General features: G+C 43.1%; 11 protein-coding genes. 2 read left to right on the forward strand and 9 right to left on the reverse strand.

Features of this window, described 5'->3' with window-relative positions:
• Nucleotides 1-168: 168 nt before the first annotated feature.
• Genes ABD036_RS13675 through ABD036_RS13685 form a run of 3 tightly spaced genes read right to left on the reverse strand, consistent with a single transcriptional unit; the run spans nt 169 to nt 4,195 of the window.
• The gene (locus ABD036_RS13675; RefSeq protein WP_343860830.1) at nt 169-2,460 is read right to left on the reverse strand and encodes an FdhF/YdeP family oxidoreductase; all 2,292 of its coding nucleotides are present in this window, start codon (nt 2,458-2,460) and stop codon (nt 169-171) included.
• Nucleotides 2,461-2,490: 30 nt separating this feature from the next.
• A complete protein-coding gene (fdhD, locus tag ABD036_RS13680) occupies nt 2,491-3,318 on the reverse strand; it encodes a formate dehydrogenase accessory sulfurtransferase FdhD (RefSeq protein WP_343860832.1) in 828 nt (275 codons plus the stop codon).
• Between the two features lie 46 nt (nt 3,319-3,364).
• On the reverse strand, nt 3,365-4,195 hold the full coding sequence (locus tag ABD036_RS13685; protein WP_343860833.1) for a sulfite exporter TauE/SafE family protein: 831 nt from the start codon (nt 4,193-4,195) through the stop codon (nt 3,365-3,367).
• A gap of 303 nt (nt 4,196-4,498) precedes the next feature.
• On the opposite strand from ABD036_RS13685, the gene ABD036_RS13690 reads away from it, so the two are divergent.
• Nucleotides 4,499-5,664, forward strand: a protein-coding gene (locus ABD036_RS13690) for an IS3 family transposase (protein ID WP_343860834.1) whose coding sequence is annotated in 2 segments (ribosomal slippage) — nt 4,499-4,766 and nt 4,766-5,664 — 1,167 coding nt in all. Because the reading frame shifts where the segments join, the coding sequence is not laid out codon by codon here.
• A gap of 273 nt (nt 5,665-5,937) precedes the next feature.
• The gene (locus ABD036_RS13695; RefSeq protein ID WP_343860836.1) at nt 5,938-6,435 is read left to right on the forward strand and encodes a DUF2244 domain-containing protein; all 498 of its coding nucleotides are present in this window, start codon (nt 5,938-5,940) and stop codon (nt 6,433-6,435) included.
• Between the two features lie 270 nt (nt 6,436-6,705).
• Here the strand turns inward: ABD036_RS13695 and ABD036_RS13700 are convergent, their stop codons facing one another.
• From ABD036_RS13700 to pgm, 6 genes are all read right to left on the reverse strand, one after another.
• On the reverse strand, nt 6,706-7,032 hold the full coding sequence (locus tag ABD036_RS13700; protein ID WP_343860838.1) for a heavy metal-binding domain-containing protein: 327 nt from the start codon (nt 7,030-7,032) through the stop codon (nt 6,706-6,708).
• Nucleotides 7,026-7,451, reverse strand: a complete 426-nt coding sequence (locus tag ABD036_RS13705; RefSeq protein WP_343860840.1) for an HIT domain-containing protein — start codon at nt 7,449-7,451, stop codon at nt 7,026-7,028. The genes ABD036_RS13700 and ABD036_RS13705 overlap by 7 nt, the downstream gene beginning before the upstream one ends.
• A gap of 10 nt (nt 7,452-7,461) precedes the next feature.
• Complete coding sequence (gene astE / locus ABD036_RS13710; RefSeq protein WP_343860842.1) at nt 7,462-8,487, reverse strand: succinylglutamate desuccinylase; 1,026 nt, start codon at nt 8,485-8,487, stop codon at nt 7,462-7,464.
• A 302-nt stretch (nt 8,488-8,789) separates the two neighbouring features.
• A complete protein-coding gene (locus tag ABD036_RS13715; RefSeq protein ID WP_343860844.1) occupies nt 8,790-10,103 on the reverse strand; it encodes a putative bifunctional diguanylate cyclase/phosphodiesterase in 1,314 nt (437 codons plus the stop codon).
• A 158-nt stretch (nt 10,104-10,261) separates the two neighbouring features.
• Nucleotides 10,262-12,748, reverse strand: coding sequence for a glycogen/starch/alpha-glucan phosphorylase (locus tag ABD036_RS13720; RefSeq protein ID WP_343860846.1), 2,487 nt, complete (start codon nt 12,746-12,748; stop codon nt 10,262-10,264).
• A 191-nt stretch (nt 12,749-12,939) separates the two neighbouring features.
• The gene (gene pgm, locus ABD036_RS13725; protein WP_343860848.1) at nt 12,940-14,592 is read right to left on the reverse strand and encodes a phosphoglucomutase (alpha-D-glucose-1,6-bisphosphate-dependent); all 1,653 of its coding nucleotides are present in this window, start codon (nt 14,590-14,592) and stop codon (nt 12,940-12,942) included.
• Nucleotides 14,593-14,696 lie beyond the last annotated feature (104 nt).

Consider the following 14,696-nt stretch of genomic DNA (forward strand, 5'->3'; position numbering starts at 1 on the left):
TTGATACACATAAAAGACAGCACCTTTGCTGTCTTTTTTTATGCTTAATTTCCATTCATTTAGCATAATATATCCTTTAGCGTGCAAGTAGATGAGTATTAATTAACGGCGTTTCAGTTCAAATAAGGTGACGCTAGCGCCATATTAAGCTCAGGGGAAGGTGGCTTATCATTGGGCCTGTAATGATGGCTCTATTGTTACTACAATCGATTTATAAGCGGGCGTATTACTCTTATCCGCCACTTGCTCCAAGGCAACTAAATTATTAGTCTCTGGATAATAGGCCGCCGCACAGCCTTGTGGAATTTGATACTCTATGATTCTGAATCCGAACAAGCGTTTTTCCCGATCCGTCCCCTTACCAACTTGACTCATAATATCAACTTTGTCTCCGCTGTTGAGGCCCATTTGACGAATATCATGCTGATTCATGAAAATCACTTCCCTGCTGCCAAACACACCGCGATACCGATCGTCATCAGTATACACAGTGGTATTAAACTGATCATGGCTTCGTATGGTCATCAGTAATAGTTCATCATTGGCTAATGTGCGATGGGTATCTGTTTGAACAATAAAATTTGCTTTACCGGTATTGGTGTTAAAGTTGCGCTGATCTCTCACCGGATTTGGTAGCACAAACTCGCCATCGGTATCGATCCTATGGTTAAAATTCTCAAACCCCGGGATCACTGCGGCTATATGTTGACGAATTCGTGAATAGTCAACACGTAAAGACAACCAATTTATGTGTACATTAGGAGATACAACATGAGCTAATTCAGCAATGATCGCCACTTCACTTTTCAATGAAGAAGATGCCGGCGGAATTTTACCGTGAGAGGTTTGTACAACGCCCATGGAATTTTCAACGGTTATGGTTTGTACGCCTGTGGCTTGGGTGTCAATTTCAGTGCGCCCTAGCGTTGGCAGAATTAAAGCCTGTTTACCCGTTAACAGGTGTGAGCGATTCAATTTGGTTGAAACTTGCACGGTCAATTCACATTTAGACAAGGCCTGGGCCGTTTTATCATGATCTGGTGTTGCTCTAAAAAAATTGCCGCCTAACGCGAAAAACACACGTATCGTGCCCTTCAACATACCATGGATAGAATCCACCGTATCGACACCGTGATCTCGAGGCGGGACGAAGTTAAACTCCTGCTGTAAAGCATCTAGCAAAGCATCAGTGGGCTTTTCCCATATTCCCATGGTCCGGTCGCCCTGCACGTTACTGTGGCCTCTCACGGGACATACACCGGCTCCTTGCCTACCGAGATTACCTTGCAACATAAGAAAGTTGGTCATCAGTTGAATATTAGCCACCGAATCTTTGTGTTGGGTCATGCCCATCGCCCAGCAACAAATGATGCGTTTTGAAGCACAGGCTACGTCTGCAGCCTGTTCAATTTGACTTTTACTCAACCCAGATTGCACCTCAATTTGCTGCCAATCGCTATTAAGAATATCCTGTTTGAAGGCTTCAAACCCATCACAATAAGTCGCGATGAATTCATGATCCAACACCGGTGTTTGAGGTGAGTCACGTTCAATAAGACAACGGCAGAGGCCTTTAAGAAAGGCCATGTCACCGTTGATTTTAATCGGTAAATGAAGATCTCTGAGCGCCGTACCTTGACCTAACACCCCTTCTACTTCTTGCGGATTTTTGAATCGTTTTAGTCCTGTCTCATCCAGTGGATTGATCGAGACAATAGTCGCACCTTGTCGTTTTGCGGCTTGCAGTGAGGTGAGCATGCGCGGATGATTAGAGCCAGGGTTTTGACCAAAGATAAACAAAGCATCTGTGTGTTCAATATCATCAAGCGAAACTGTGCCTTTGCCGACGCCAATGGTTTGCGTTAAGCCAACACCGCTTGACTCATGGCACATATTGGAACAATCAGGCAAATTATTAGTGCCCAGCACACGCACCCATAACTGATACAAAAATGCCGCTTCGTTACTGGTTCTACCCGATGTATAAAAAGCCGCCTGATGAGGTGTTTCAAGTGCCTGTAAATGCTTGGCGATCAATTTATAGGCATCTGACCATGAGATGGGTTGGTAATGTGTAGCCTCTTTATCAAGCACCATTGGCTGAGTTAACCGCCCTTGCTCATTTAGCCATTTGTCTGTTTTTTCCTTAAGTTGCGCCACGCTATGGCGTTTAAAAAATGCCGAAGTAACTCGTTTTAAGGTGGCTTCATCGGCAACGGCTTTGGCGCCATTTTCACAAAACTCGAATGTGGCTCGTTTGCCCAAGGGATCGGGCCAAGCGCATCCGGGACAATCAAAGCCTTCAATTTGGTTTAGATGGCTCAGCAGCCTAGTCCCTTTGATGGGACCCACTTTGGCACTGACATTCTTATACGCTGACACGACTGCAGGAACGCCAGCCGCCCAATCTTTAGGTTGCTGTATGCTAATTGATTTCGCGTCTATCGAAGACTTGGCCATAAAATGTATCCTGCTTGTCGTGATATTAGGTTAATTTATGTATTCCCAACCGTGATAAACATTGAAGCGGTCGGATTGTAAAAAACCGATCAACGTAATATCACACTCTTGACATAGCTCTATCGCTAGACTGGTTGGCGCTCCCATTGCAACAATCATACTGATCCCAGCTCTGGCCGCTTTTTGAACCATTTCAAAACTCACTCTACCGCTCAAAACAACGCCAAATAGACCAGGCAGTAGTTGCAAATTTGCTCCTACCAATTTATCCAGCGCATTGTGCCTGCCTACGTCCTCAAATACACTATAAATGATACCAGCTTGATTGACTAAGGCCGCGCCATGCATCCCTCCTGTAGCGCTAAATAGTGGTTGATTTTGACCCAGTTGGGCACTCAACTGTTTGATGGTGTTACTGGATAAACTGATACGTGCAGAATCATCAATTGGTACTAGATCGTCGCACATCCATTCGATACTCTGTTGACCGCAAACGCCGCAGCTAGAATTGGCATACTGCGCACGTTGTAAACAAGAAACATCCACATCAACACCGAGTTTGAGCGTGATCATAATTCGATTGCTGTATTGCTGTTTCAATGTTTCAACACCCGTATGAAGGATACTTTGAATGTCTGACATTTGGATTAAATTGAGAGAATGCAACCATCCAGATACCAATTCAATATCGTGACCTGGCGTACGCATAGTAGTACTTAAGTGCTGAGTTTCTGAGCATGAGGCAGAGCTGTAACGCTTCAACCAAATCTCCAATGGCTCTTCAACAGCTACCTTATCTAGATGAGATTGAGTGGATTGCCGATAGGTTTTAACGTTAAAGGTACGAATCGCTTTCACACTTGTCTCCTATCAATTTCCACTACCGGCTCTATCAGTAATGAGTTCAAAATGGCAACGCGCTCATGCCCAATAAAAATATCCAACCCGCAAAAAATATCTTTAGATGTTTGGCGGTAAAGTATAACACCACGTATTTGGCCAATACTCCCCCAATAATAGCTCCAGCGCCAGCAAACATTACCACAGGCCAATACACGGAATTGAGTATCAACGCATGAAAACCAATGCTCGCCCAAACTGAAAATGCACTGAGAATTACTGCGACGGCGATGGCAAAAGTCACGTTGAATCGGCGCATTATCAAGTAAACTGCGATAAGCTCACCGACACCAATAGAAAGGTAAGCCGTAATAACACCGCCGAACAAAGACACCACAGGTAAAACAAGGATATCAGTTTTGGAAAATGCTTGAGTAAATTGTGCGTTGTTGAGCAAAGGCAAGCTCGCAAATATAGCAAATGCCAACAAAATAGAGAAAATACCAAATGCAAAATGCAATTGGTCAGCTTCCCCCACTCCACCTTGAGAAAATTGTACGGTTTGCGCGACAATTATCCCAACAATTGAAAAAGGCACTGTCAGAGTTAAAGCTCGAGACACTTCACGCCAGTCGGGGTTGTGAATTTGGTTTTTCCGATAAAATGCCCACCAAGTAACTGCGCCAGCGGTCATGCCACAGCATTGGATTGCGAAACTAGTTGCCACTGTGGTACTGGAGTCAAAATTAAGCTGATTAAAAAACGGCACAAAGACCACACCACCACCCGCGCCTGTGGCGTTGGCAAAAATCGCTCCGAGGATCCCAAGCAAAGTAAATGCACCATATTCAATCAGTAATAATAACGGATCGGCGATATAAAAAAACAGGAGCATCAACCAAGCAATAAACAAAAAAAGCCTAACATGAAGCGAAGTAAATTTAAGCAATGTAAAACCTGAAGTACTGTATTAACGACCAAGTAGGAAGGTCAAAAAAGACAAAATGTGATCTAGATAATGATAAATAACTCTGTTGGATCATCATATATAAAATAACTAACAATACCAATGGCTTCCCCCGCAACAAATAACGAAATAACCTGGACACCCACCGCAATTAACGTGGACACTGTAGTGGCAGACTAAACCCGAATACCGTTTTAAGTGGTAACATTACACTGATAAACGAGGTGTTCAATGGTAAAAAGAAGTCGCCGGTCATTCAGTCCGGAATTTAAACACGATGCCGCGAGTTTAGTTCTCGATCAAGGTTATAACTATGCCGAGGCATCCCGTACAGTTGATGTCCATGAGAATACGCTGCGTAGTTGGGTGCAACAATTGGAATTGGAGCGAGGTGGTACAACGCCTAAGTCCAAAGCATTAACTACAGACCAGCAACGTATTCAAGAGCTAGAGGCTCGCGTTAATAGGTTGGAACGAGAAAAATCGATATTAAAAAAGGCTACCGCTCTCTTGATGTCAGACGAACTGAAATCTACACGTTGATAGATCGATTGAGAGAGCATGAGTCAACGGAATTGGTCTGTTCGGCGATGGGAGTAGGCGTTAGTAGTTATTACGAACGTAATAAACGTCAAAGACTTATCAAAACTAAAAGGCGCATCTTGCGAGCTAGAGTGAAGCGCCTTTTCGACAAAAGTCGTCAGTCAGCGGGCTCACGCACCATTGTTGCAATGCTTCGCGATGAGGGCGTTGTCATGGGGCGGTTCAAAGCGAGTCGGCTCATGAAAGAGCAAGGACTGATGAGTAAGCAGCCTGGTAAGCACGCTTACAAAAACGTACAAGTTGAACGGCCGGACATTCCAAACTTATTGGCTCGTCAGTTTGATGTGGAACAGCCAAACCAGGTCTGGTGTGGAGATATCACCTACATTTGGACAGGAGGTTCATGGCATTATGCCGCGGTGGTTATCGACTTATTTACTCGACGTGTGATTGGGTGGAGCTTGTCGAATCGACCGGACACAGAGTTAGCCGCCAGAGCTTTGGATATGGCCTATGAGCATAGGGGAAAGCCACAGCATGTTATGTTCCATAGCGACCAAGGTTCACAATATGGTGCTCGTAAATTCCGACAGAGGCTTTGGCGCTACCGAATAACACAAAGTATGAGTCGACGCGGTAACTGTTGGGACAACAGCCCAATGGAAAGAGTATTTAGAAGTCTAAAATCTGAATGGGTACCTTCAACCGGTTACTGTTCGATAAACGAAGCAAAACGAGATGTGGGTTACTACCTGATGAATTATTATAACTGGGAAAGGCCACACCAATTTAACAATGGGCTACCACCTGCTAAAGCAGAAAAATTAGCTAAAATGGTGTCCGGATTTAGTTGACCACTACACACCCACCACAACTAACGTGGACACCCACCGCAATTAACGTGGACACCCACCACAATTAACGTGGACACCCACCACAACTAGCATGGACACCCACCTCAAATAACATGGACACCCACCGTTTTTTATCAATATTTACCTGAATCGTCACAGCGGATAACTAATAGTTATTGAACAGTGATGAGCAAATTTGGACAACATGAATTTGCCGTCTATAGTCATACATAAAACATACTCTTATTGAGTGCCTTGGAGAATTATCGTCACATGGTTTTTGCACAAGCCAATGCTCACAGCACGCGAATTGAATTATCGCCGAATCGTTCTGCGAGCTGGAAAGAAGTGAAAATATTAATTTGCGTGATAAGTACGGTTGTCTTATTGATTGCAACCGCTTGGTCTATCGCTGGGGCTTGGCTAATACTTCCATTTGCCGGTTTCGAAGTGGGATTACTTGCACTATTGATGTATCGAGTCAGTTTGTATTGTCACTCTAAGCAAGTGCTAACCATTACCCCTAAATCAATTACCTTTGAATGTGGGATCAAACAACCGTATTTTCGTTGGCAATTTGTGCGTACTGCGACACACGTGAATGTGGTCGAAGCCGAAACTCAATTCGACCGCCCCAAGATGGTATTAACAGACGATAGGATCAGCATACCTTTAGGAGAGTTCCTCAACCAACAGGATTGTCATTTAGCCAGAACGGTATTCAAACAAGCTGGTCTAATGGAAATCAGTAATAAATGGTGGAAGCAATAAATATTGCCTTACTTAACCTGAACCGAAGGATAAGATGTGTCTAGCAATTAAGTATTACTTAACGATTTCAAAATGTTAGTCATGATAACTAAATTCAAACCTTCTAAAACACACATCAATGATGCAATTTTCGCGATTATCAAGGCGAGTTTTCGTACGTATTAGCTGGCCAATTGCTAGAAAACTCAACGCAGATAAGCGTAAAAAGAGCGTTATTGAGGGGCACTTATTACCCCGTGTTCAGGTTACTTAAGTTAGTTACCAAGTCACTCAATCCTCTCGATATTTTACCGCCGTACCACAAATACTCACCATTAACATACTGCCTTTAGGACCGACTACTTCATAATCGATGTCTACACCAATGACCGCGTTTCCGCCCATTAAACGAGCCTCATCAGTGAGCTCCATAAACGCAATTTTTCTAGCTTTGGTAAGCTCTTGCTCATACGACCCTGATCGACCGCCAACAATATCGCGGATAGAAGCAAAGATATCCTTAAAAACGTTGGCGCCCATTACCGCCTCGCCAACAACGATCCCATAATACTGCTCAATGGTTTTCCCTTCTAAATTATTAGTGGTGGTGACTAACATAACTTCTCCTGTAGTGTGCTGCACATTTGCGTGATAATACTGAGTTGCTTGTCTTGTTGATAAGGCACTGCTGGAGCCTGGCCCCAAACAGGCTTAGGCCATGCAACGTCCGAATGATAGCGAGCGATATGATGAATATGTAATTGAGAAACGACATTTCCCAATGCCCCCATATTCAGTTTATCAGGATTAAACAGCTCGCCGATTGCTTCACTCAGTATCTTAGATTCGTACCAAAGCTGGCTTTGCTGACAATCGCTCAATTCGATAATTTCACTGACATTGTTAATCCTTGGCACTTGTATAAACCACGGATATTGACTGTCATTCATCAGCAATATTTTACTGAGCGGTAAGTCACACACATGAAAGCAGTCGTTATCGAGCGCAGCAGCCAATTGAAAATCACTATTGTGCATACTAAAACCTTTAAATTTTGGTGGGGACCACAGTGAGCAGAGCACGTTGCCCTATAGCTACGTTTGCATTAGGGAAAACGATAGCTTCTCCATCATATTCACATTTATAGGTAGTGTCCGTTTCAGAGGCAATCACCTGACCTTTTGCGAAGTCCGTAAAGTTAGGCAGATCATCGGCAAAGTGGAGTTTAAAATCATCGAAGTGTTTATTGATCACTTGGTTAACACGGTAGATATCCATTTCTTCTGGATTAAAAGCAGAGAAATCTGGATCTAACTCGGTAATGAGTCTTATCATGGTATCCCGCACCTTTTGAAACTTTGCCATATCATTTTGACCAAAGGGCTGCACTTTGCCTAGTTCAACAGTAAAGCCATGAGCGCCAAATTGATTAGTCGAATAATAGCTGAATGTGGTCGTTGGACTTTCTGACAATAAGATCGTACTGACTCCGCAGGCATGTAAAATAGCTAACTGTTGTTTATTTCGAGGTTTGTCATGTAAAAAAGGATAAACCGCAAATTTTTCATTTTTTGATGCGCGGATCGCGGTGTGCAAGTCATAATGAATGCGTTCGTGAGTCGTGGTTTCATCGTTAAAAAATTGCGCCACGGCCAACTCTAATTCTTTTGCCCGCTCTCGCTCTTGATTATTGATCCCCTGTCCTTGTGAATGAGCACCACTAAACAAGCGATTCATATTTTCTTCCACAAATCGTTCGGCGATATCCATTGCTGGTAAGTTGGCAAATAAAAATAAAACCCGTTGTTTTACTTGTAACTTACCGGTGAGAAGCTGAGCCGCTATCGCGTCACAAATCTCTATTGGTGCAGTTTCATTGCCATGCACACCACAAGAAAAGACCAATGAACGGGTCGTCGTACTTGGTGGATCGAAGCGAATAATGCCAGGACTGGAAATATGAACTTGAGTTCCATTTTTTAAGGTAAAGTCGACAGGCGTATCAAATTGCTGGGGGTCAAAACGAGACAAGTGTAAAAACTGGCCTGAGGCGATAAGTTGCTCTGTTGGCATAGGACTTCTTTTATTATTGGTTTGCTAAAGGATAGCAAAAACTTGAAGATTTGACGAGTTGCTATCTAACCTGAACTGAAGGATAAGAGGTGTCGAGCAACTAAATATTAAATGCTTATTTCATAGTGTTAGTGAAGGTAAGTAAAAACGAAACTATAAAAACACGCATCAATGATGCAATTTTTGCGATTAGCAAGGCGAGTTTTCATACGTAATAGCGGGCCTATTACTAGAAAACTCAACGCGGATAAGCGTAAAAAGGGCGTTATTGAGGGGCGCTTATTATCTAGAGTTCAGGTTATTCAGGCTTTGCGGGATAAATATGCCTGCGACGTACCCACTGCCAAATCTGTGCTGCACAACTGAATAAATTCTAACTCTGGAATGGCTTGTGAAAACAGAAAACCTTGACCACAAAGGATACCAATTTCTCGAAGCATATGCATTTGTCCTAAGGTCTCAATGCCCTCTGCTACGATTTCACATTTCAATGCATTACCAATTAATTGAGCGGCTTGAATGACCGCCAAATTAACCGTATTGTTTTCTAACCCCATCACAAAGGTTTTATCAATTTTGATCGTATCTATTGCTAAGTCACGAATATAAGCAAGATTAGAGTAGCCTTTACCAAAATCGTCGACTGAAATCTTCATGCCCAATGCTCGGGCTTCGGAGAGTTGTCGTTTAACCATTAATGAATTGGATAAAGCAACATCTTCGGTGAGCTCTAACTCCATTAACGACAAGTCAATTTCATACTTATCTCTAAGTGCTTGTAAATTTGGAATAAACTTAAAATCATACAACTGGGTTGGCGACATATTGACCGACAGTATAATGTCTAGTCCTTGCTTCTTAAACTGCACTGCACTTTTGAAAGCTTGCTCTAAGGTCCAGTAACCTAGCTCATTCATCATATTGTAAGATTCAGCAGCTTCAATCAGGGCCCCGGGAAATAACACGCCATCCAACGGGTGATTCCAACGCAACAAACATTCAGCGCCAACTATATCAAGCGTGTTTAGATCAACTTTAGGTTGAAAATAAATCTCCAATTCATCATTCAAAAAAGCCCGTTTTAAATCAGCCTTAAGTGCCAGAGAACGGCCACCACGTGCTTTTTCTGTCATGCTCAGAATGTGTAGGTTTTCGTATTTATTTTCTTTCGCCTGCTTGAGTGCAGCTTCGGCAATGGCGAGCAATTTAATTGTGTCACTATTTTCAGGAGAATTTGCCACTGCCCCAACATTAAAATCCGCGATAAATGCATGACCATCAAAGGCAATAGGTGTTTTGAAGTGTTCTACTAGATGATTGAAATGATGTCGGAGTTGTCGTTCGCCATGACGCCCCGGTAAGATCAAACCAAAGATATCACCACTAATACGGCCTAACAAAATGTCATAGCCAAATAGTTTGCGAATGCGATTAGCGATTGCCAGCAAAATGATGTCGCCCACTTGATACCCAAGCGAACTGCTGACGTCGGAAAAACGCACGACGTCAATCAGCATCAAAGACAGTTTATTATCTTCTTTGACTGCTTTATCTATGCGATCTAAAAACGCATAACGATTTGGAATTGTGGCTAGGGATTGGTGTACTTCACCCATTTTTTATTTATCTTTTAAGGCGTTTTATTAGACAACGACTATGATTCTATACGGTTAACGACCATAAAGAAAAGCCCAAATAGACATTTGGGCTTGATAAAGTGAATTTAAACCTAGTTAAGATCATAAATTCAGCTATTTGTTGCTAAACCTTGTATCTAACTCTCAACTTGGCAAGGGCTCAATTTCCAGATGCGCTCTACATAATCTGCGATAGAACGGTCTGAGGTAAATTTACCCATACGCGCCGTATTGAGAATAGCCATACGCGCCCAGTTTTTACTGTCACGGTAGGCCTTATCTACTTCCTTATGTGCTTCAGAGTATGACTCATAATCAGCCAACACTAGATAAGGATCACCGCCATCCAGCAAACTGTGTTTTATTGATGCCAATGCCCCAGGTTTACCCGGTGTGAAGTAATCAGTCTCAAGCCAATCTAGTATCGCTTTTAGCTCGGCATTTTTATAATAATAGTCATATGGGTTGTAGCCTTTGGCATGCAAGTCATGAACTTGTTCAACCGTTAGTCCAAATATAAAGATGTTTTCATCCCCCACTTCTTCGGCTATTTCGATATTAGCACCATCTAGCGTTCCTATCGTCAATGCACCGTTGAGAGATAACTTCATGTTACCCGTTCCTGACGCTTCTTTACCGGCAGTAGAGATCTGCTCGGAAACATCCGCTGCGGGGATCATTTTCTCCGCCAAGCTCACGCGGTAATTGGGCAAGAATACCACTTTTAGCTTTTTGTTTACCCGAGGATCATTATTAATCCGCTCTGCGACTTGGTTGATCGCATAAATAATATCTTTCGCCAATTTGTAACCTGGTGCAGCCTTGGCGCCAAAGATAAACACCCGTGGGTGCATATCATAATCTGGGTTTTCCAAAATGCGACGGTACAAGGCCATGATGTGCAGCAAGTTGAGATGCTGACGTTTGTACTCGTGCAAACGCTTGATCTGTATATCAAAAATTGCTTTAGGATCAATATCAATACCGGTTAATGCTTTGACCTGTTTGGTAAAGGCAACTTTGTTTTGATGTTTGATTTTCATGAAGTCTTTTTGGAACTTGGCTTCATCGGCAAATTTTTCTAAGTTCTTCAATTTATCGAGGTGCATCGGCCAATCGTCACCGATTTTCTTATCAATCAACGCGGATAACGATGGATTACACGCCTTAAGCCAACGTCTTGGAGTAATACCGTTAGTAACATTGGTTAGCTTGTTTGGCCATAGTTGGTCAAATTCAGGGAATAAGTTTTGCTTAACCAGCTTGGAATGAATTTCTGCCACGCCATTAACTGCGAAGGCACCAATCACTGACAAGTTGCCCATGCGCACCATTTTGTCATTGCCTTCTTCGATGATAGACAGCTTTTGTTTGATTTTGTTATCACCTGGCCACTTTTTCTCAACTTCGGCCATAAACCTGTGATTGATTTCATAAATAATTTCTAAATGGCGCGGCAGGATCTTTTCAATCATACGCGCAGGCCACTTTTCAAGTGCTTCAGGCAATAAAGTGTGATTGGTATAAGCAAATGTTTTATTACAAATTGCCCACGCGTCATCCCAATCTAATTCTGCGCGGTCTACCAAGATCCGCATTAATTCAGGGATCGCGATTGCCGGATGCGTATCATTCAATTGGATCACGACTTGATCAGAGAATCGACTCCAATCGTCACCGTGAGCACGCTTATAGCGTCGAATAATGTCCTTCAACGAGCAGGCACAGAAGAAATATTGTTGAATTAGACGTAGCTCTTTACCGGCCTCGGTTTCATCATTGGGGTACAAGACTTTTGAGATGGTCTCGCATTGCACATTTTCGCTTTGTGCATCGACGTAACCGCCGGCATTAAATACATCCCAATTGAAATAACTGGAAGCTTGGCTTTCCCACAAACGCAATACGTTGACGGTCTTGCCACCAAAACCAACAATTGGGATATCCCATGGGATCCCTTTAACGATAGAGCCTGGATGCCATTCTTTTTGAATTCGACCGTTGTCGCCGTATTTGGTTTCGACATAGCCATAAAGAGAAACTTCCTGAATAGATTCAGGTCGACAGATCTCCCAAGGATTTCCGTAATCTCTCCAGCTATCTGGGCGCTCTATTTGCGCGCCATTTTTGATTTCTTGTCTAAATAAACCGTGCTCATAATGAATACCGTAGCCAACAGCCGGTAAATCCATAGTCGCGAGAGAGTCAATAAAACAAGCGGCTAAGCGTCCCAAACCACCGTTTCCAAGGGCCATATCTGGCTCTTCTTCCATGATATCAGTGAGGTTAACCCCTAATTCTTTGAGGGCCTGATCAGTCACTTCAAACAAGCCTAAATTATGCAGGTTGTTTGACATTAAACGTCCCATCAAGAATTCAGCGGAAAAGTAATGTACCGCGCGAGTATCGTTTAAATAATGAGATTTTTGAGTACGGCGTAATCGCTCTAAGACTTGCTCCTGTACAGCTGCGCAAGCCGCTTTCCACCAAGCGTGATTATTAGCCTTATTTTCATCGGTACCAAGCGTACAATGGAGATGACGTACGATAGCGTCTTTGATAGTGCTCTTATCTAGCGCTTCAGGCGCAATTAAGGCCTTTTTCTTAACAGTTGTTTTAGCCATATCGGAAATTCCTACAGTTGCCATTCTGAAATTTTTGGGAGTGATCCAATTTCAGATTTTTTTCTTAGCGTAGTTTTAGCAGGAAAATCGCATCGATACTGTTAAATAATTGTTAAATTAACCACTGAATTCGTATGCACATAAATTTTTTGGCCTTTTTTAACATTTAATTAACAGCATGGTTTCAACTATTAAACATTTCGCTGTTTAAACACATCATCCACTAACGTTTGCGCTTCATTTAATAGCTCTGTTAAGTGCTGTTCACCGTTAAAGCTTTCAGCATATATTTTATATACATTTTCGGTACCCGAGGGACGTGCAGCAAACCAACCATTTTCGGTACTCACTTTAACACCGCCTATAGCGGCATTATTGCCAGGTGCATGAGTTTGAATATTGTTGATAGTTTCACCCGCTAACTGTGTTGATGTGATATCAGTAGCGTCGAGTTTACTGAGGATCTGTTTTTGTTGATGGCTTGCTGCAACATCTATGCGTTTGTAACAGGGTGAGCCAAACTGCTGGGTAAGGCGCTGGTAATGTTCTGCGGGATCTTTGCCTGTAACAGCAGTGATTTCAGCCGCTAGTAAACATAAGATTATCCCATCTTTGTCGGTTGCCCAAGGCTGCCCATTCTTGCGCAAGAAAATGCCTCCGGCGCTTTCTTCACCGGCAAAACCGATGTCTCCGTGTAACATACCTTGCACAAACCATTTAAAACCAACCGGCATTTCACATAATTCACGGCCCATTGATTTAGCCACGCGGTCGATTATGCTACTGGATACTAAGGTTTTACCGATTTTTAACTCTTTTCCCCAATCGCTGCGGTGTTGATATAGGTAATCAATTGCCACAGCCAGATAGTGATTAGGATTCATCAAGCCCGCGCTCTTAGTCACTATGCCATGACGATCAAAATCAGGGTCGTTACCAAAAGCGACGTCAAAGTCGTCTTTAAGATCAATCAGCCCAGCCATGGCATACGGTGAAGAGCAATCCATACGGATTTTGCCGTCCTTATCTCGACGCATAAAGCCAAACTGATGATCGACACGGTTATTCACAACCTTAATATTTATATTGTATTTATCCGCTATCTTGTCCCAATAACCTAGCCCTGCCCCGCCAAGAGGATCTGTACCTAGGCGCAGTCCAGCAGCGGCGATTTTTTGCATATCAACAACTTGATCTAGCTCATTGATATACTGCTCGCTAAGGTCAATCTCTTTGACCCATTGGGATTTCATCGCTTGATCAAAATCTCTTCTTTTAACCGCCACACTGCCTTGCTGAATGATTTCGTTAGCACGCGTTTGGATCCAGTTGGTGGCATCACTATCAGCCGGACCACCATGAGTCGGATTATATTTAAAACCACCGTCTTCTGGCGGATTGTGCGATGGCGTGATCACCACACCATCTGCTAAACCCGATGACTTACCACGGTTGAAATTTAGGATAGCGTGAGAAATCACCGGCGTTGGAGTGTAACCGCGCCCTTGTTGCACAAACAGGGTTATCTCATTTGCGCTAAGCACTTCAACTGCGGTAATAAATGCCGGCTCGGATAAAGCATGCGTATCCATACCGATAAACATCGGGCCATTAGTGCCATTGGCCACACGATATTCGGCTAACGCTTGGCAAATAGCAGCAATGTGGATCTCAGTAAAACTATATAAAAAGGCACTCCCTCTGTGTCCGGAGGTACCAAACGCGACGGCTTGTGCGGGATCATTGATATCAGGTTGATTGGTATAATAAGCGCTGATTAAACGCGCCACATTAACAAGTTGTTCTACTGACGCTGGCTTACCAGCTTGTGGATGAAGTGCCATGATGATCCCTTTTGTAAGTATCCTGAACTGAAGGACAATAAGTGTCTTTCAATAATGCCTTTTTTACGCTTATCTGCGTTGAGCTTTCTAACAATAAGCCAGCT

The organism is Aliiglaciecola litoralis (genome assembly GCF_039523355.1).
Classification (GTDB): Bacteria; Pseudomonadota; Gammaproteobacteria; order Enterobacterales; family Alteromonadaceae; genus Aliiglaciecola; species Aliiglaciecola litoralis.

Coding starts and splice junctions, on each gene's coding strand:
- ABD036_RS13675 (WP_343860830.1), bottom strand. CDS start 2,460: ATGGCCAAGTCTTCGATAGACGCGAAATCAATTAGCATACAGCAACCT.
- ABD036_RS13685 (WP_343860833.1), bottom strand. CDS start 4,195: ATGCTCCTGTTTTTTTATATCGCCGATCCGTTATTATTACTGATTGAA.
- ABD036_RS13695 (WP_343860836.1), top strand. CDS start 5,938: ATGGTTTTTGCACAAGCCAATGCTCACAGCACGCGAATTGAATTATCG.
- ABD036_RS13700 (WP_343860838.1), bottom strand. CDS start 7,032: ATGTTAGTCACCACCACTAATAATTTAGAAGGGAAAACCATTGAGCAG.
- ABD036_RS13705 (WP_343860840.1), bottom strand. CDS start 7,451: ATGCACAATAGTGATTTTCAATTGGCTGCTGCGCTCGATAACGACTGC.
- astE (WP_343860842.1), bottom strand. CDS start 8,487: ATGCCAACAGAGCAACTTATCGCCTCAGGCCAGTTTTTACACTTGTCT.
- ABD036_RS13715 (WP_343860844.1), bottom strand. CDS start 10,103: ATGGGTGAAGTACACCAATCCCTAGCCACAATTCCAAATCGTTATGCG.
- ABD036_RS13720 (WP_343860846.1), bottom strand. CDS start 12,748: ATGGCTAAAACAACTGTTAAGAAAAAGGCCTTAATTGCGCCTGAAGCG.
- pgm (WP_343860848.1), bottom strand. CDS start 14,592: ATGGCACTTCATCCACAAGCTGGTAAGCCAGCGTCAGTAGAACAACTT.